Here is an 18,710-nt window from a genome sequence, read left to right as displayed (position 1 = left end):
TCAATTTATTGAACCCTGTTTAAATCCGCGCTATGTGTCCATGCTGTTGAACCCTTTTCATTGAGCCCCGATGGAAATAGCAATCACATTGCCTGCTTCTTCAACTTATCAATTTCATCGCGCAGTTTTGCCGCCACTTCAAATTCCAAATCTTTTGCGGCCTGGAACATTTGTTTTTCAAGCAGCTCGATGGTTTTCCAAATATCTTTGGGGTTAACTTCCACTTTGTATTTGGCTTGTTTTTCGGCGATGGCCATGGCTTTGTTGCGCGCGCTACGGCCACCGGCACCAGGAACGACAGAGCCTTCCAGGATGTCGGTGATATTTTTGTTGATGCCTTTTGGAACAATGCCGTGTTTGGTGTTGTGGTCGATTTGTTTTTGGCGGCGGCGATCGGTTTCATCAATAGCACGCTGCATGGAGCCAGTAATTCTATCGGCGTAGAGAATCGCTTTACCATTCACGTTACGCGCAGCGCGGCCAATGGTTTGGATCAGCGAGCGATCTGAACGCAGGAAGCCCTCTTTATCGGCATCCAGAATAGCCACCAGCGATACTTCCGGCATATCCAAACCTTCACGCAGCAGGTTAATACCGACGAGCACATCGAATTGACCGAGACGTAAATCGCGAATAATTTCTACGCGCTCTACTGTGTCGATATCCGAGTGCAAATAGCGCACTCTCACACCGTGTTCACTGAGGTATTCAGTGAGGTCTTCCGCCATACGTTTGGTCAGTGTGGTAATTAATACACGTTCGTTTTGCTCCACACGCAAACGAATTTCAGACAGCACATCATCCACTTGTGTGGTAGCCGGGCGAATTTCAATAATTGGATCGATTAATCCCGTTGGGCGAACTACCTGTTCTACTACCTGCCCCTGATTTTCAGCTTCATATTTACCCGGCGTTGCGGACACCATAATCATTTGTGGCGCAATGCGTTCCCATTCATCAAACCGCATGGGGCGATTATCCAATGCCGATGGCAAACGGAAACCATATTCAACCAAGGTTTCCTTACGCGATCTATCGCCTTTGTACATGGCGCCAATTTGTGGAATGGTCACGTGACTTTCGTCGATTACTAACAAAGCATCTTGCGGCAAATAATCAAACAAGGTCGGAGGCGGCTCGCCAGATTCGCGGCCGGATAAAAAGCGGGAATAGTTTTCGATGCCGTTGCAATAACCTAATTCCTGCATCATTTCCAAATCGTAACGAGTGCGCTGCTCCAAACGCTGAGCTTCTACTAATTTATTATTTTCGCGCAAGTATTCCAAACGCGTGCGCAACTCTTCCTTGATGTTTTCGATCGCCTCCAACACCGTTTCGCGCGGCGTTACATAGTGAGATTTTGGATAAATTGTATAACGCGCTACTTTGTGCAGCACTTCGCCGGTGAGTGGATCGAAAATGGAAATTTGTTCTACTTCATCGTCAAACAATTCCACGCGCACCGCTTCCATATCAGAATCAGCGGGATAAATATCAATCACTTCACCACGCACACGATAAGTGGCGCGTGCAAAATCCATATCGTTGCGGGTGTATTGCAACTCCGCGAGGCGGCGCAAAATTTGGCGCTGGTCAATTTTATCGCCGCGCACTATATGCAACAGCATTTTCATATAGGACTCGGGATCACCCAAACCGTAAATAGCGGAAACTGTCGCCACTACAATGGCATCCTTGCGCTCCATCAAAGATTTTGTAGCCGAGAGGCGCATTTGCTCAATGTGTTCATTTACCGAAGAATCTTTTTCGATAAAAGTATCTGACGAGGGCACATAGGCTTCAGGCTGGTAGTAATCGTAATAGGAAACAAAATATTCCACAGAGTTATTGGGGAAAAATTCTTTAAATTCACCGTAAAGCTGCGCAGCCAGCGTCTTGTTGTGGGCCATGATTAATGTGGGCCGCTGCATGCGCGCAATCACATTAGCGATGGTAAAAGTTTTACCCGAACCGGTGACCCCCAACAGGGTTTGGTGGGCCAGGCCCGCATCCAAACCTTGTACCAAGCCTTCAATAGCTGTGGGCTGATCCCCGGCGGGCGCGAATTCACTGTTTACAACGAATTGTTTACTCATAGCGACTCAAACGTGAATTGAAAAATGGGATTGTAGCGAAAATTAATGCACAAGGTCTCAGAAGCTTTGTAGTGTTGTTTCCAAGACTGTCGGAAACAGGGACGTCGACGACAAGCCCCCATGGATGGGTTCACGGCGTGTCTTGGAAACAACACTGCAAAGCTTCCTGCTCCCAATGATGCCAATATCTCTTTAAAGAACTAGACTTGGCATCAACCAGACTAATACCCGGCACTGACAGCCGATGTCAGCAGCCCAAGGAGGTTTTATGAGCGAGTTTCGTATCGAACACGACAGCATGGGTGATGTACAGGTGCCCAAAACCGCACTCTACGGCGCTCAAACCCAGCGTGCATTGGACAACTTCGCGATTAGTACCCTGACCCTGCCCCCGCGTTTTATCCATGCCGTTGTCCATATAAAGAAGGCGGCCGCCCTGACCAATCGCCAGTTGGGCCTGCTGGATGAAGATATCTCCTGGGCTATATGTGCCGCCTGTGACAGCTTGCTGGCGGGTCATTACATCGACCAATTCCCGATAGATGTATTCCAAACCGGTTCTGGCACCAGTACCAATATGAACGTGAATGAAGTCATTGCCCATATCGCCAGCGACCTGGCGGGACAAAAGGTACATGCCAATGATCACGTCAATATGAGCCAAAGCAGCAATGACACAATCCCCAGTGCAATCCACATCAGCGCTGCACTCGCATTAAAACAACAGCTCTACCCTGCTATGGAAGAATTGCACACCAGCCTATTGGGCAAATCGGAAGCCCTGATGGATGTGGTGAAAACTGGTCGCACCCATTTAATGGATGCCATGCCGATTACGCTGGGTCAGGAAATCAGCGGCTGGGCCAGCCAAATTGAAAGTAACTACGTGCGCTTACAAATGGCATTACCACAATTATTGCGCCTTGCCCAGGGCGGTACAGCTGTCGGCACGGGCATTAATGCCCACCCAGAATTTGCTACCAGATTTGCAGCAAATTTATCAGAAGCAACGCATCTGGAATTTTTACCAGCCGATAATTTTTTTGCGCACATGAGCGCGCAAGACACTGCTGTCGCGATCTCCGGCCAATTAAAAACACTCGCCGTAAGCCTGATGAAAATTGCCAATGATCTGCGCTGGATGAACTCCGGCCCACTCGCAGGATTGGGTGAAATTCAACTCCAGGCTCTGCAACCCGGCTCATCTATTATGCCCGGCAAAGTAAACCCGGTAATTCCAGAGGCGGTGTGCATGGCAGCAGCCCAAGTGATGGGTAATGATGTAAGCATTGGTATTGCTGGGCAATCAGGCAACTTCCAACTAAATGTGATGTTGCCATTAATTGCGTACAACTTATTGCAATCAATTGAACTGCTCAGCAATTCCTGCAATGAATTAGCCGATAAAACCATCGCGCCATTTCAGGTTAACCGCGATAACCTCAACAAAGCGCTAGCGCAAAATCCCATTTTAGTAACAGCATTAAATCCGCTCATCGGTTATGAAAAAGCAGCTGCTATTGCGAAGAAAGCCTACCAAGAAGGCCGTGCGATTATTGATGTCGCGGAGGAAGAAACCAAACTGGGGCGAGCGGAACTGGAAGCCTTGTTGAACCCGGAAAAATTAACGCGCGGGGGATTGTAAGCCACGCAACTATCGATTAAGCAGATTGGATTCTGCACCACCTAAGGTAATCGCCTAATCCAATCTGCCACCAAAAGATCGTCTTCCCGCCTTAGTTGCGGGAAAACTCCACATCCATCAACCGCAGCTCTGCAGTTGTTGTTCCTTCCGGCTTAACGCGAATATATAACTTCGCATAATCATTAACTGGTTTATTCAACAGCACAGTTACGCGCGAATAATCCCAAATTTTATCCGGGGTTACAGTGAGCGCACCCAACAGTTCACCATCGGGATTATCCTGATAAATTTCTATATTCCAGGCACTCGCCTCACGCAAAAAGTAAGCACCGATCATTAGTTTATTAATACCCGTTAAATCATAATCGCCGAAGGTAAAACCAGCCCAGCCATCCCCAGCTTTGAGATTAATAACATCTTGCTCTTTGTACTTGTCAATGCTCACCAATTTACCTAACGATGCAGAACTAATGACACTGGCAAAATCAAGCCGGGCCGGTACTAAGCCAAACTCTTTCTGGATTTGAATCGCCGGTACACCATTGGTTGCATTATCGGTAAAAGTCACTGCAAACTTGTAGGATTCGCCTGTTGCCTTATAGGGGCCGCTCGCTACCCCCAAAGTTTTGCCGTGCGCTTTTAATTCCACACTGCCCGTCAGTGGCAAGGATTTTGGCGCATTGTCTTCAGTTAACGACAACACATAGGTCGCCAAGGCCGTGCGATCTGCTTCGCTCAAACCAGAGAATGCCGGCATATTCATTTCGCCCCAAACGCCCGCGCCACCGTTGCCAATTTTGTTCACCAGGTATTTCAGTGCTTTCCCATCCTTTTGGTATTTTTTCGCTACATCGCGAAACGCAGGACCTACCACTTTTTCTTCGATTTTATGACATCCGAAACAGTTGTTCGCATCAACCAGTGCTTTCCCTTGATCGATTAAACTGACACTTTGATGGCCCTGTGACTTTTCCGAGAGAGCTGACTGATAGCCGAATTGCACAAACGGATTGTTGTTAGTAATCGCGGATATTAAACCATCTTCTTTATCGATAATGGCGAACTCGTAGGCAAAGTTTTTCGTATCCGGCCAGTAAAAACTCTTATTCATTTCAGATAAGAGTGTTACTGACGGTGGTTCATTACCAATCACAAGGGATTCTTGTACCGACGCTTTTGCGCCTTGTGTGTCTGAAACAGTAAGCGTTAATTGATATTCACCGGGCATATCAATTTCAACACTTACTTCCGGTGCATCACCCAAATACTGTTCAATGCAGCTTGCAGCAATACATTTCAGTTTCCATTCAAATTGAATTTTATCGCCGTCCAAATCCACTGACTGCTTTGCCGACGCCGCAATTTTTGTTGGGATACCCGCGCGTGTTTTATCCACGTGAACTTGCGCAACCGGAGGGCGATTACCGGCACCGACATATTCGATACGCGATAAACGGGCATCCGGGTTGCCGGTAAACCAGGACATGCCGTATTCCAATACATACAGGGTTCCATCCGGCGCAAAGCGCGCATCGATCGGCAAGGCATAACTGATTTGCGGGGCAAAAGGTTCTATTTTTAGAATGCGCCCCTGCTCATCAAAACTCACCGCCTTCACCCAGGTGCGCATAAAATCCACAATAAATAATTTATTGTTGTAATAGGACGGATACCGATTTATCGATTCCGGATACTCGTTATTGCGGTAAACATCGGCAACTATTGCGGTGCGCCCACCGGTTCCCATTTCCGGGAAATCATCTGAGATGCCATAAGGGTACGCAATAAATGCCGGCTGTGCCGGCGGTAACTCTTTTGCTCCAGTGTTATTCGGTGAAACATTTAGTGGCGCAGAGGGATCTACGAAATCACCCGATTTTTTACTGACGTAATCAAAAAAGTTATACGCATGATTCTTACCAATTACCAAGGGCCAGCCAAAATTTCCGGCCGCGGTTACGCGATTAATCTCGTCATAACCCTGTGAACCTTTTTGATCAGAATCCTTGCTTGCATCCGGCCCTACATCGCCATAAAACAAATGCCCGGTCTGTTTATCAAACGTAAGGCTGTAAGGATTACGTGCACCCATGACATAAATTTCCGGCCGCCCAATGCTGGCATCCGTAAATAAATTGCCCAAAGGAATCTCATAGCCGGAATCTGCTTTTGGCTTTATTCGCAACACTTTGCCACGCAAATCCATGGTGTTACCCGCACTGCGCAAGGCATCATTTTTTTTCATATCTGCACGAAAATCGACGGGTGCATAACCATCCTGGTCATGGGGATTGGTGTTATCGCCGGTTGAAAAAAACAATTCGCCATTACTGCCAAATTGCAAATCACCGCCTGTGTGGCAGCAATTATTATCAATCGAATACTCCAGCAACACCTGTTCAGTTTTCACATCCACTTGCTGACCATTCCATTTAAACCGCGCGAGCCGTTGGCGCAGATGCTTTTTGCCGTCCACTTCACTAGCGACGGTAAAAGCGGCATATATCCATTGGTTACTGGCGAAATCCGGATCGACAGCCACACCCACCAAACCCAACTCCATAAATTTGTCGTACCCGACCGGCAATGTACCCGCCTCGCTTAACTGGCCGGTTTTGTAATCCACCCGCTGAAAACGCCCTGGACGCAAGGCAATTAATGCATCGCCATTGGGAAAAAAAGCAAGCTTGACAGGCTCATCCAATTTATCCACCAAGGTTTTTTTTATGAAGCGATTATCTTCCGGGCGCGATTTGGTGTAATCCAAACGGGGCTGAAATCCATTGCGATGATTTAAACCCACCACATAAGTCAGTCCGCCGGTTAACTGCTGTAAAAAGTTCGGATTGGAAAAGGTTTCGTTGGTATGCCCTAACGCGGTATAAAACGCGCGACCACCATCGTAGTCGTGATACCAGGAAATAGGATGATCATGATTGTGCTCACCACCCTGATAAGTAGACTCATCCACTTTGGCTAGCACATGGATAAATTCATAAATATCGCGAAAGTTGTACCACTCATCTGCCAGCGAAAAAGTGTCAGGAAGTGCCGCGGTTGCGGGATGATTTTTATCAACTACCTGAACAGTTGCCGTTTGTACATTGCTGGGATCATTGGGATGGTTTTTAAATACGGCCCCCACCAGGTTACGATACCAAAACCAATCTCCCTGCCATTCGGTATCCGTTGCTGCGTGAATACCAACAAAGCCCCCGCCCGCCTGAATAAAGCGCTCCATCGCTAATTGTTGGGCATCATCCAGCACGTCCCCAGTGGTACTTAAAAAGATAATCGCATTAAATTGACGCAGGCTTTCATCGCTAAATTGCGCGGCATCTTCCGTTGCCACCAGCGTAAATTGATGTTGCTGTGCTAATTGTTCCAGCGCCGCCAAACCGGCCGGAATGGAATCATGACGAAAACCCGCCGTCTTACTAAACACCAGGACTCGCGCACCACTCAGAGTAACCTGACTCGCCAAGGCGGACGATGGAACTGATTCTGACTCCAGATTTTGTGGTGCAGGCTTATCGCACCCCATCAACCCGACGAGAAGAAACACAGATAACCCTTGCAGCATTTTTTTGGTAGTAATCCAGCGCCGATCACAAATAGTCTGAATGCCGGGAATAGACAGGTACATAGATGAACCCTTATTGTTGTAGAGTGGTTTTATAAACTGAGTTTAGCTAAAAAAGTGACTCGCTAACGAAATACAGCCTACTCCCTGAAATAAAAATGCCGCTGATGTTATCAGCGGCATTAGATCTTATCAGTGGTGTAAAAATTGTACGCCCGGGTTTACCCAGCTAAACGCTTCTTTTCGTTTTACTCATTTGGCGGCCTGACTCATGCTTTTTCCAACCAGCGTTGCAACCGCGCTTCCAGATCATCATAGCGTATCGGTTTTGCGATATAGTCATCCATCCCCGCGGCTAAATATTCATCTTGGCAAGCTTCAATTTGCGCGGCAGTTACGGCAACAATAGGCAGATGGCGCAAGCTGTGAGTTGTACGCTCATAATCACGAATTTTTTGCGTCGCGCGCAAACTGTCTTCTTCCTTCATGTCGTAATCCATTAACACGAGATCAAAGCGTTCCTTTTCAACAATTTCCACGGCTTCCAAACCATTGTGCGCGACCTGTACATAACAGCCGAGCTTTTTCAGCATAGCGCTAATAACCATCTGGTCAACGCGGTGATCTTCCACCAGCAATACTCTGGGCACTACTGCGAGAAGCGTAGCATCGCGCTCATAGGGTTTGCGCTCCTCATCCATATTCACGTTTAGCAACTTTTGGATGGCCACATCGTGCAGGCGTTTGCGCATAATCGGTTTTTCAATCACACAGACTTGCGGATAGCTGCGCAAATGCAAGCGCATTTCCGGACTGTCGCTTTGCAAAATACTCATCGCGATAATTTGCTTAACCGTGGCAATTTCCGGGTGAGCGACAATTTCGCGCGATAAGGCCAACCCGTTCATGTTATTGAGTTTGGTAAAAATCAACACCAAATCGAATGGCGTGTCCGCTTTCGCCTGCTCGGTTAGCCGAGCAATTGCCTGCTCCTGCCCCGCCACAACAACAGCGCTCATCCCCCAGGCATTTATCTCATCCGCCAACGCATTGGAGTTGCTTTCTGGCGGGTCTACCAGCAGTGCGCGCTTGCCACGCAGCTTTTGTTCTGAACCAAAGCGACGCTCTTCATGGGAAACGATTTGCAAAGCAACGTTAATAAAAATGCGGTTGCCGCGATTTTTATTTTCGCGCAGGTGGATACTCCCCCCCATACATTCCGCCAACCCTTTACATATGGCCAAGCCAATTCCGACATGGTTACTTTCGTGTGCATCGGGATCGTTTTCACCGGCAACATTTTTCTCGCTATCACTAATAATGACTTGCAACTCACCAAAGTCATCCTGCTCCTGGTGAACGCGAGCCTCAATAAACACATGCTCGATTCGACTGGCCTTGAGGGTGTGATTCAGCAAAGTTGCGAGAATCTGATTCAAGCGCGCCACGTCGCCTTTTACGCGCAACGGCATATTGGGATCAAACATGTAATACAGCTCTACCCCCTGCTGATGCGCATCGAGCGTAAAATCCTGCACAAATTTTTCCAACACACGGCGCAGATCAAATTCCACTTCATCCAGCACCAGCGTTTTGGTGGTAATTTTGGAGAAGTCGACCACGTTGTTAACCAGATCTATCTGTCGCCCCGCAGCCTTATTCGCGGTGGAAAGGAGCTCGCGGTGATGCTCGGAGAGCTGGCTATCGTCGATTAATGACAGAGTACTCATCACATCACTGATAGACGAACGAATTTCTTGCCCGAGGTTTACTAAAAACTCATTTTTCAATTCAATTTGTGCTTGCGAGCTGCGCTTTTCATTTTCCAAACCCTGTGCGCGCTCACGCAGTGCATAGTGAGCCTCCAGACGCTCCCAATACGCTAACGAAGTCACCTTGCCCTGATGTGACAACATGACATAGAACATCAACATAATTGCGCCGTACAACAAGCCGTCGGCGTTAGCTAAAAATAAAGCGGTAATCGCTGCAGGTATTTGCCCGATCGCGAGGTAGAGCGTTAAGAAATGGCGATAGGGTGCAAAAACGTTGGCCACGCTGGAATAAAACACGACTGAGTAGAGCCACATCACGAGGGTTTCATCGCGCATTCCTTGCACCCAGGTCAGGGTTACCAGAATGACGCTCCACCAGGCAGCGCCCAAGCACGACGCGAAAAAATATTGATTGCGCCAACGCGCCGGCGCACGTGCATATAGTGCATCAAAGCGAAACAGATAATAACTGCGCACCAAGGTCACCAGCAGCAAGCCGGTTACCAGAACTATGGCGGTGTTGTGTTCCTTTTGCTCAAAATCACCAAAGGCAAGGCACAGCACAAAAACCAGAAAATTGAGGATTAGCCCACGGCGGCTGTATTTGGCAACTCGCGCATCCGTTTCACGCATAATGGCGCGGTCTTTCTGAACCTTGCTGGAGGGAACAAAAAAATGAAACATAACTTTCCTAATCAAAAAGTTTGTCTAAAAAGCGGGTGGAATTGTCGCTGACTAAATCCGTCAGGTTTTACCCCAACAAGTGAACAGCGATTTCCTTAATCACAAACACCATAATCGCAAACCCCAAAACACCGAAGAGCACGAAGGTGCCGAACTTACCAGCATTCGATTTTTTGGCCAGATCCCACACAATAAAAAACATAAAAATCACTAAACCGCCGCCGCAAACATACATCGCGAGGGTTTCAAACTGCTCCAGATTCATGGTCGCTATCGCCTGAGTAAAATGGGGCGCCATTGTAGCGAAAATTTGCAATAAATAGGTGATTTCGAGTGTAGTCAGAATTCAGGTAATCTGTCGCACAGCGATAAAAAAGCCGCTCCCTGAGCGGCTTTTAACGAGGTTTTTACAGTCGCTCAATCAATTCGGGGAGGACATCAAACAAATCCCCCACCAAACCATAGTCCGCCACCTGAAAAATAGGGGCATCCGGGTCATTATTAATCGCCACAACGACGCGCGATTCGCTCATGCCCGCGAGATGCTGGACTGCACCGGAGATACCTACGGCAATATACAGCTCGGGCGCTACAACCTTTCCGGTTTGCCCCACTTGCATGTCGTTGGCAACAAAGCCCGCATCAACGGCCGCCCGCGAGGCGCCTACCGCAGCACCCAGTTTATCGGCCAGCCGATAGACAAGACCAAAGTTATCCTTGGATTGCAGCCCCCTGCCCCCTGAAACAACTACCCGTGCCGATGCCAGCTCCGGCCGCTCCAGCACCGCTTTTTCTTCACTAATTACCCGACTAAGATGCTGCGTCGCCGGACCCGCAATACTGACCAATTGCGCCGTGGAAGTGGTAATTGAAGCAGTTGCGATCGATGAAGTTACAATCGAGGAGCCGGTTGCCGCCGCAGGAAATGCACTGGTGCGAATGGTGAGAAGCTTTTTAGTTTGTTCAGTGGTAACGCTGGCGATGGCACTACCTGCATATACGGGGCGCTTAAACCGGGTTGCAGAATCGAACGCGATAACATCACTGATGGGCTGGGTATCCAACAAAGCTGCCAAACGCGGCAAGAGGTTTTTTCCAAATGACGAGGAAGCAATCAAGATATAGTCGTAGGCATCCGCCAGCTTGGCTAACCAGGGAGCCAGCGTTTCTGCGAGGCTATCCGGCATCGCCTCCGGATACAGCACCTGCTTAACCTGAGCCACAAGCAGCGCCGCTTGCTGTTGCGCGATAGAGGAATCGCAAAGTACCAGATCGCATTCAAGCGTGAGATGCTGACGCAAGGCAGTCACAGCACCAAGTACCTGTAGATTGGCCACACCCAGCCCACTGTCTGCCGGCTCAAGAATTACCAATACTTTTCTGATTGCTAAGGCGTCGCTGCTCATAATACCTGTGCCTCCTTGCGCAGTTTTTCCAATAACTCATCCACCGTCGCCAGTTGCTTACCTAATGGACGCGGCTTGGGAGCAACCAGAGATTCCGTAGCAACCCGCAGCTCCGCTACGCCCCCAAGCTCTTCCACGCTAATCACCGCTAATGGTTTTTGGCGTGCCTTAATAATGTTCGGCATGGTTGGGTAACGCGGCTGATTAAGGCGTAGATCAGCGGTAATAACTGCCGGTAACCGCAGTGCCAGCGTTTGTAAGCCGCCATCGAGCTCTCGCGTGACCTCTACTTCGTCACCAACCACCCGCACTTTTGAGGCAAAGGTTCCCTGAGGATAACCGCACAAGGCCGCGAGCATTTGGCCGGTCTGGTTGTTATCGCCATCAATGGATTGCTTGCCCAGCAGGATCAAACCCGGTTGCTCGCGCTCGACAATTGGCTTAAGTAATTTGGCAATCGCCAGAGGCTCCAACGGATTATCCGTCAGGATATGAATGGCCCTATCACCACCCAGAGCCAGAGCAGCACGCAACTGCTCCTGCACATTGACAGGCCCGATACTCACGACAACAACATCGGAGGCGACACCTTGTTCTTTCAGGCGTATTGCCTCTTCCAACGCAATTTCGCAGAAGGGATTTATCGACATTTTGGCGGTGGCGATATCCATACCACTGCCATCTGGAAGGGGGCGCACGCGGACATTCGGGTCCACAGCGCGCTTGATAGCTACTAATATTTTCAAGACGCATTCCTTGTGATAGCGGGAAATTCCACGCTATTCATTTCAATAAAGTCTGACGGGTAAAACTAACAGGGTAGCAATCAACTTTACTACCCGGCAGGTGATTATAGCCAGTCGCAAGCAATTTCGTCTAAAGTCCCATGCATTGCTGGACGCACAAGTCCACATCCATCACAATTTGCACTTTTTTTTCAGCGGGTCAAATTAGCCCGGTTAACCTGTGGATATTTGTTATGCGTATTACCAAAATTGCAACTATTGCCTTTATATGTCTATTCCTCTCGGCCTGTGTATCCTCCTTGCTAATCGGTAATAAATTGCAAAGTAAACTGATGTGGTCGTTCTTAAAGCCACTAGTGGGTTTTGATCCAAACGAAGTTAATCTTTTTGAAACCCCTATGATTAAAGATCGTATGACTGCACTACTGGGGGACAAATACGAACCCACGATGAAGCTCCTGCGCACCGCTCAGGAAATCCAGCAGGAAGGCGCGCTCTTCTACGTTGCATCCCGCTACGCGCCGAAAGAAGTGCAAGCCATAACCGATAAAGCCGGGATGGTATGGAATGCGGACACCAACCAAATGGCAGTAATGTTAATCAAAGACGGCACACCGCAAATTTTTTCCGAGCAAATTGAAAACGCCAAAGAAAAAATTACCCCGGTATTACCCAAAGAATTGCAAACCGCTTATGACAAAGCCCAAGCCGCCAAGCAAGCGCTGGAGGAAAAACAAAAAGCATTGAAGAACGTGCAAAAAATTATTGAGAACCCACTTGAAGCAACCGGGGAAGCGGTGAAAAAGAAAGTTGATTCCAGTCTTCAGCAGAAGAAAGATGAGGTACAACAGGCTGTAGAAAACAAAGTCAACGAAACCTTGCCGGTTCCAACCCAGGAGGAACTGGATTTGGATGAAGCTCTTAAAAAAGAAGCTGAAAGTCTCAAACAATAATTAGCAATCCCCTGTAACAATTCCACTTCCCAAACATCTACAGGTTTATCCAATTTACTGAAGGAACCTGTAGGTGTCATATGACCGACTCACTCATCTCTCAAGCGTATCAACAACTCTCCAAAGGTAGCACCACCCTCGCAAGCCTGCTGCTACGCTTTTACCTCGCCCCCATTTTTTGGATGGCCGGCATCAATAAGCTCAATTCGTTTGACGATACTGTCGATTGGTTTGGCAACAGCGACTGGGGACTTGGGCTTCCCTTTCCGTGGCTGTTGGCATTCCTGGCCACCGCAACCGAGTTAGCCGGTGCTATCTTGTTAACCGTAGGTTTATTTACCCGCCTGATTTCCATTCCACTGATTGTGACAATGTTGGTTGCTATTACCAGTGTGCACTGGGAAAACGGCTGGCAGGCAATTGCCGATGCCCATGCGCCATTTGCCAACGAACAGGTGATGGCCGCCCCCGAAAAGCTCGCGCGAGCGCGTGACATTTTACAAGAACATGGCAATTACGAATGGTTAACTGCAAGCGGTAAATTTGTGATTTTGAATAACGGTATTGAGTTTGCTGCGACCTATTTAATTATGTTACTGGCGCTAATCGGGTTGGGAGCAGGCAAATACCACAGCCTGGACTATTGGCTCACCCAATACTGGCAGCGCAAAAAAAGCGTTCCACTAACTTATCCTGCTTAATGAGTAGTGCTAAGCTGGCAGCCTGTTTTTTACTTGACTCAGGCTGCGTAATCCCATGGATGAAAACCTGCTTATTACACAACTCATTGCCGGTGACGATAAGGCATTTCGCTATTTGATTGGCCAGTACCAGGCGCTGATGCTGAGTATTGCGCGCGCGATTGTAGGCGACGTATTTGCCGATGAAATCGTGCAGGAATCATGGGTAGCGGTATATAGAAATATTGCCGGTTTTGAGCGGCGCGCATCACTCAAAACCTGGCTGTTAACTATTGTAAGTAATCAAGCCAAAGCGCGCTTACGCAAAGAATCGCGCATGGTCTCGTTAGAACAACTGGATGGTGAAACACCGGGCAGTTATCTGGACACCGCCAATTTTAAAAGCGATGGTCATTGGCAAAACCCAATTTCGCAATGGAACAATGAATCACCAGAGGCGCTACTCGAAGAAAAACAATTGCAGCACTGCATCGCAAAAACATTGAACCTGCTTCCACCCACACAGAAAGCGGCGTTTATTTTGCGCGACATGGAGCAACAATCCTTTGACGATATTTGCAATCTTCTCAATGTCAGCGCCGCTAACGTGCGAGTGCTGGTACATCGCGCACGCTTGACCTTGATGCAAGTGATCGACCGCTATCAGGAGACTGGCTCATGTTAAGTTGCAAACAAGTTGCCACTCTGGCCAGCCAATATCTGGATAAAGATACTCATACTCCGTTAACCTGGAAAATTCGCGTGCACCTGATGATGTGCGCCAATTGCAGGCGTTTTGTCCGGCATTTAAAGATCACCCAGGCAGTAGCGCAAAAATCCCAACTTACAGAACCGGCAACCGATACCGAAAAAATCTGGCAAGAGCTGCAGCAGAAAATAAAACAAGAATCGCAGCAGGATAAACGCTAACAATGGAATTTGCGCTGGAGACCCTGGTGTTTTTGTTTTTCGCTGCAGCGATTGCCGGATTTATGGATACGCTTGCTGGCGGCGGCGGATTAATCACCATCCCGGCCTTGGTCGTATCCGGCGTACCACCACTGGCTGCATTGGGCACCAATAAATTGCAAAGTTCCTTTGGCTCCGGCACCGCCAGTTTTTTATTATTCAAACGCAAAAAAATCCACTGGGAAAATTTAAAACCGCTGATGTTGATGGCGTTTATCGGGGCTGTTATCGGCAGCCTACTGGTGCAATTTATTAACACCAAGGTGCTCGGTTTTGTTATCCCACTGGTGTTAATTATTATTGCGGCCTATTTTATTAGCGCGCCTTATTTCAAACTGGAAACCGAAACACCACGCATTTCCGAAAGCTCCTACAAAAACGTGGTTATTCCCGGTATCGGTATTTATGACGGCATGTTCGGCCCAGGAACAGGTTCTTTTTTGGCGGTAGCAGGCGTTAGTTTACGCGCACTGGAATTGATTAAAGCGACAGCAACAGCCAAACCATTAAACTTCGCTACCAACATTGCCTCACTTTTGGTTTTTATCGCAGCGGGGCAAGTGATTTGGCTGGCAGGAATTGCCATGATTCTTGGTCAAATACTGGGAGCATGGCTGGGCTCACACTATCTATTCAAGGTAAACCCGAAAATACTGCGGATACTGATTGTTACAATCTGTTTAATCATGCTGGGGCAATATTGGTATAGGGAATTTATCGCCTAAGAATTTGAAACAATCACCTAGCGGGAGCCGGCCCTATGAATTTCAAAAATCACTCCCAATACATCCTGTTGACGATGCTGATTACCTGCTTATCCGCGTGTGTGGTAGTTCCCAAACAAACGGCGAGCTACGATCCAAAATGTAAGGTCGCCGTACAGAAATTCTCGCTTGCTACGGAAGATATAAGCTCAGACAGAAACTGGAGTTGCGACAATAACTATTGCGCATGGGATATTTCTGCAGAGCTTGCAGGAATGGCATTCACTACAGTCTCCAGCACGTTGGTATCAGGCTCGATTGCATTGGCTGGCAATACGGCCTATTGGTTAGAAAGTAATGGGGAGTGCCCTAACGAAATAGGGCCGAATGCTGCACAAACACCCCGGCAAACACTCACACCAAAATCCCCGGAAAATACCGAGTTTGTTATTGAAGAGGAAATAGTTAGCGCGAAATTGTGATGTTATTATTCACATCGCGATTATCTGCAATCGGGCGCTGCGCAATGACCTCCCTACCCGATTTGCTCATGCGATCATAAAGCACCACATGAACCGTTGCTGCCAAATTCATACAACCTATGGTAGGGATATAAACCACATGATCGCACGCATCCAGAATTTCTTTTTTTAACGAACCATCTTCCGGACCGAAAATATAATAGGCATTTTCCGGATGTACAAAGTCCATTAACGGCACAGCACCTTCAATCAATTCAATAGCAACTAGTTTGGCACCAGCGACAGGTGCGTCAGGTAAGTTTTCCGCATACGTTAAGGGAATTTTACTTTGTGCATTTTTGGTGTCAGTCGCAAACTTTCGCGCACGCTCAAAACGCGTACCGGAATAGAAGACTGCATCCACTTCAAAGCAGCCAGCCGCCCGCATCACCATACCCACATTAGTCGGACTTTTGGGGTTCACTAAACCGATAAAAGAATGAGCTTTTTGCATGGAGGATATTCGTCACGAACCAGAAAAATTATTGTTCAATATCAGGAGAGGCGGTGCTTAAAATCACTGTAACCAAATTCGCGAATCACGTCCAATTGATTGGTGCGCGAGTCCCAAAGAGCAATTGCCGGCAAATTAATACCGTTAAAGGTCGTTGTTTTAACCATGGTGTAATGTGCCATATCATCAAACATCAAGCGCTGACCTACTTGCAGAGGTTGCGCGAAAGAGTAATCGCCAATCACATCTCCTGCCAGACAAGTCATACCACCCAGGCGATAAGTATGTGGCAATTCATTAGGCATGCCAGCCCCCACAATATCGGCGCGATACGGCATTTCCAATACATCGGGCATATGACAGGTTGCCGATGTATCCAGAATCGCTTGCGCCATGGTGTTCCAGGTGATATCTAACACTTCTGCCACCAACACGCCGCTACGAATGGCTACCGCCTCACCTGGCTCCAGATAAACTTGCAGATCATAATTCGCCTGGAAGTTTTTGAGCATATCGATCAAATCATCAACTTGGTAATCCTCACGTGAAATATGGTGCCCACCCCCGAAATTGATCCAGCCAATCTGTTTGAAATATTTTCCAAACTTTTTTATTACGATGTTCAGAGTACGATCTAATGGCGGCAGATCTTGCTGACACAGAGTATGAAAATGTAAGCCGGAGATGCCATCAAGAATATCCGGGGTTTGCTCCACCGCTTTTTCAAATTCAGCAATTGGCACGCCCATGCGCGAACAAGGCGCGCAAGGGTCATAAAGCGCAACCTCGCCTTCGGAATGCTCCGGGTTAATGCGAATACCAAATTGTAATTCAGGACGTTTTTGCTGCGCCTTTAACGCCAATGGTTTAAAGCGTGACCACTGTGAAAAGGAATTAAACAATACATGATCTGCGACCTGTAAAATCTCAAGCAAATCCGCTTCCTTATAAGCCGCGGAATAGCAGTGAACTTCACCACCAAATTCTTCCTTCCCCAAACGCGCCTCATGCAAGCCGCTGGCGCAGGTTCCGGAAAGGTATTCGCGCACTAAGGGCGCCAAGCTCCAACACGAAAACGCCTTTAATGCACCCAATACTTTTGCGCCACTCTCGCGTTGAACACGATTAAGGATTTTTAAATTATCCTCCACCGCTGCTTTATCAATGACAAAACAAGGTGATGGCACTCGAGCGGGGTCAAACTGAGTAAAATATTCGCGTTTTTGCATAATCAGTTTTTCATAACGTTTGGATCGATTTCTACCACCTGCCAAGGCAAACCGTACTTATTAAGATCATCCATAAATGGATCCGGGTCATGCTGTTCCATATTCCAGACGCCTGGCTTTTTCCATTTTCCTTCCAGGATCATTTTCGCACCGATCATTGCCGGCACACCGGTCGTATAGGAAATTGCTTGGGACTTCACTTCCCGATAACACGCCTGATGATCACATACATTATAAACGAACAGTGTTTTTTGCTTTCCGTCTTTAATACCTTGCACCAAACAACCGATACACGTTTTACCTTTAGTTAAGGGGCCAAGGCTCGCTGGATCCGGCAATAGGGCTTTTAAAAATTGCAGCGGCACGATTTCTCGCCCTTCAAACATGATGGGTTCAATACCCGTCATGCCGACATTACCTAATACTTCCAGATGTTTTAAATAATTGTCAGAAAAGGTCATCCAAAAACGCGCGCGCTTAATTTCCGGGAAATGTTTAACCAGCGATTCCAATTCTTCGTGGTACATCATATAAATTTTTTTGGGGCCGATTGCAGCCGGAAACTCAAATAACTGATTTACCGATAAGGGCGGCGTTTCTACCCACTCACCATGTTCCCAATAACGTCCATTCGCAGTCACTTCGCGAATATTAATTTCCGGATTGAAGTTAGTCGCAAAAGGCAAGCCGTGATCGCCCGCATTACAATCGATAATATCTAAATAATGGATTTCATCAAAATAATGTTTTTTCAAATAGGCGGTATAAACGTTAGTGACGCCCGGATCAAAACCGGAACCCAACAACGCAGTGATGCCTGCTTTGTTAAACTTATCTTGATAAGCCCACTGCCAGGAATATTCAAATTTAGCAGTATCCAATGGCTCATAATTTGCCGTGTCCAGATAATTCACACCGGTTTCAAGACAGGCATCCATGATTGTTAAATCCTGATAAGGCAAGGCAACGTTAATGACCAAATCCGGCTTTTCATCGTTAATCAAGGCAACAAGCTCGGAAACGTTATCTGCATCTACGCGCGCGGTTTTAATAGGGCGATCTAACTGGGCTGCAATCGCGTGACACTTTGACTCTGTGCGACTGGCCAACACGATTTCAGTAAATACGTCCGGCAACTGAGCGCACTTATGCACCACTACTCCACTAACACCACCCGCACCAATGATTAACACTTTAGCCATGCATCTACTCCACCAACAACGCCAGGATTTTAAAAAATAGGAAACGAGGAGCCATAAAAAATG

The 18,710-nt window shown here is 47.7% G+C and carries 16 protein-coding genes; 7 read left to right on the top strand and 9 right to left on the bottom strand.

What is annotated here, in order from left to right; genetic code table 11:
- Positions 1-83: 83 nt before the first annotated feature.
- A complete protein-coding gene (uvrB, locus tag D0C16_RS01890) occupies positions 84-2,096 on the bottom strand; it encodes an excinuclease ABC subunit UvrB (RefSeq protein ID WP_151030765.1) in 2,013 nt (670 codons plus the stop codon).
- Positions 2,097-2,364: 268 nt separating this feature from the next.
- Here uvrB and D0C16_RS01885 point away from each other — a divergent pair, with 268 nt between their 5' ends.
- Entirely contained in the window at positions 2,365-3,741 is a 1,377-nt protein-coding gene (locus D0C16_RS01885) for an aspartate ammonia-lyase (RefSeq protein WP_151030764.1), read from the top strand.
- 91 nt (positions 3,742-3,832) lie between these two features.
- On the opposite strand, the gene D0C16_RS01880 is transcribed toward D0C16_RS01885, so the two are convergent.
- From D0C16_RS01880 to D0C16_RS01860, 5 genes are all read right to left on the bottom strand, one after another.
- On the bottom strand, positions 3,833-7,387 hold the full coding sequence (locus tag D0C16_RS01880) for a ThuA domain-containing protein (protein ID WP_151030763.1): 3,555 nt from the start codon (positions 7,385-7,387) through the stop codon (positions 3,833-3,835).
- A 206-nt stretch (positions 7,388-7,593) separates the two neighbouring features.
- A complete protein-coding gene (locus D0C16_RS01875) occupies positions 7,594-9,783 on the bottom strand; it encodes a response regulator (protein ID WP_151030762.1) in 2,190 nt (729 codons plus the stop codon).
- Positions 9,784-9,850: 67 nt separating this feature from the next.
- A complete protein-coding gene (locus D0C16_RS01870) occupies positions 9,851-10,048 on the bottom strand; it encodes a DUF2788 domain-containing protein (protein WP_151030761.1) in 198 nt (65 codons plus the stop codon).
- Positions 10,049-10,190: 142 nt separating this feature from the next.
- Positions 10,191-11,189, bottom strand: coding sequence for an electron transfer flavoprotein subunit alpha/FixB family protein (locus D0C16_RS01865; RefSeq protein WP_151030760.1), 999 nt, complete (start codon positions 11,187-11,189; stop codon positions 10,191-10,193).
- Positions 11,186-11,935, bottom strand: a complete 750-nt coding sequence (locus tag D0C16_RS01860; protein WP_151030759.1) for an electron transfer flavoprotein subunit beta/FixA family protein — start codon at positions 11,933-11,935, stop codon at positions 11,186-11,188. The genes D0C16_RS01865 and D0C16_RS01860 overlap by 4 nt, the downstream gene beginning before the upstream one ends.
- A 233-nt stretch (positions 11,936-12,168) precedes the next feature.
- On the opposite strand from D0C16_RS01860, the gene D0C16_RS01855 reads away from it, so the two are divergent.
- The 6 genes from D0C16_RS01855 to D0C16_RS01830 all read left to right on the top strand — a co-directional run bounded on the left by D0C16_RS01855 (position 12,169) and on the right by D0C16_RS01830 (position 15,723).
- A complete protein-coding gene (locus tag D0C16_RS01855; RefSeq protein ID WP_225318869.1) occupies positions 12,169-12,888 on the top strand; it encodes a hypothetical protein in 720 nt (239 codons plus the stop codon).
- An 80-nt stretch (positions 12,889-12,968) separates the two neighbouring features.
- A complete protein-coding gene (locus D0C16_RS01850) occupies positions 12,969-13,589 on the top strand; it encodes a DoxX family protein (RefSeq protein ID WP_151030758.1) in 621 nt (206 codons plus the stop codon).
- 55 nt (positions 13,590-13,644) lie between these two features.
- Positions 13,645-14,253, top strand: coding sequence for an RNA polymerase sigma factor (locus D0C16_RS01845; RefSeq protein ID WP_151030757.1), 609 nt, complete (start codon positions 13,645-13,647; stop codon positions 14,251-14,253).
- Entirely contained in the window at positions 14,247-14,498 is a 252-nt protein-coding gene (locus D0C16_RS01840; RefSeq protein ID WP_151030756.1) for a zf-HC2 domain-containing protein, read from the top strand. The genes D0C16_RS01845 and D0C16_RS01840 overlap by 7 nt, the downstream gene beginning before the upstream one ends.
- A gap of 2 nt (positions 14,499-14,500) precedes the next feature.
- Positions 14,501-15,262, top strand: a complete 762-nt coding sequence (locus tag D0C16_RS01835; protein WP_151030755.1) for a TSUP family transporter — start codon at positions 14,501-14,503, stop codon at positions 15,260-15,262.
- A 35-nt stretch (positions 15,263-15,297) separates the two neighbouring features.
- Positions 15,298-15,723: a hypothetical protein gene (locus D0C16_RS01830; protein ID WP_151030754.1), complete on the top strand. Its 426-nt coding sequence runs from the start codon at positions 15,298-15,300 to the stop codon at positions 15,721-15,723.
- Here the strand turns inward: D0C16_RS01830 and D0C16_RS01825 are convergent.
- From D0C16_RS01825 to D0C16_RS01815, 3 genes are read right to left on the bottom strand one after another with little or no spacing between them, the layout of a single operon-like run.
- Positions 15,707-16,216: an RNA methyltransferase gene (locus D0C16_RS01825; protein WP_151030753.1), complete on the bottom strand. Its 510-nt coding sequence runs from the start codon at positions 16,214-16,216 to the stop codon at positions 15,707-15,709. The two genes, D0C16_RS01830 and D0C16_RS01825, sit on opposite strands and share 17 nt — an antisense overlap.
- Positions 16,217-16,257: 41 nt before the next feature.
- Positions 16,258-17,445, bottom strand: coding sequence for a carboxynorspermidine decarboxylase (gene nspC / locus D0C16_RS01820; RefSeq protein ID WP_151030752.1), 1,188 nt, complete (start codon positions 17,443-17,445; stop codon positions 16,258-16,260).
- 2 nt (positions 17,446-17,447) lie between these two features.
- Positions 17,448-18,647 (bottom strand): saccharopine dehydrogenase family protein, encoded by a 1,200-nt coding sequence (locus tag D0C16_RS01815; protein WP_151030751.1) that lies wholly within the window; start codon positions 18,645-18,647, stop codon positions 17,448-17,450.
- Positions 18,648-18,710 lie beyond the last annotated feature (63 nt).

The organism is Cellvibrio sp. KY-GH-1, from assembly GCF_008806975.1.
Classification (GTDB): domain Bacteria; phylum Pseudomonadota; class Gammaproteobacteria; order Pseudomonadales; family Cellvibrionaceae; genus Cellvibrio.
Note: the sequence above shows the minus strand (reverse complement) of the source record. Positions and strands in the feature narration are given on the sequence as shown.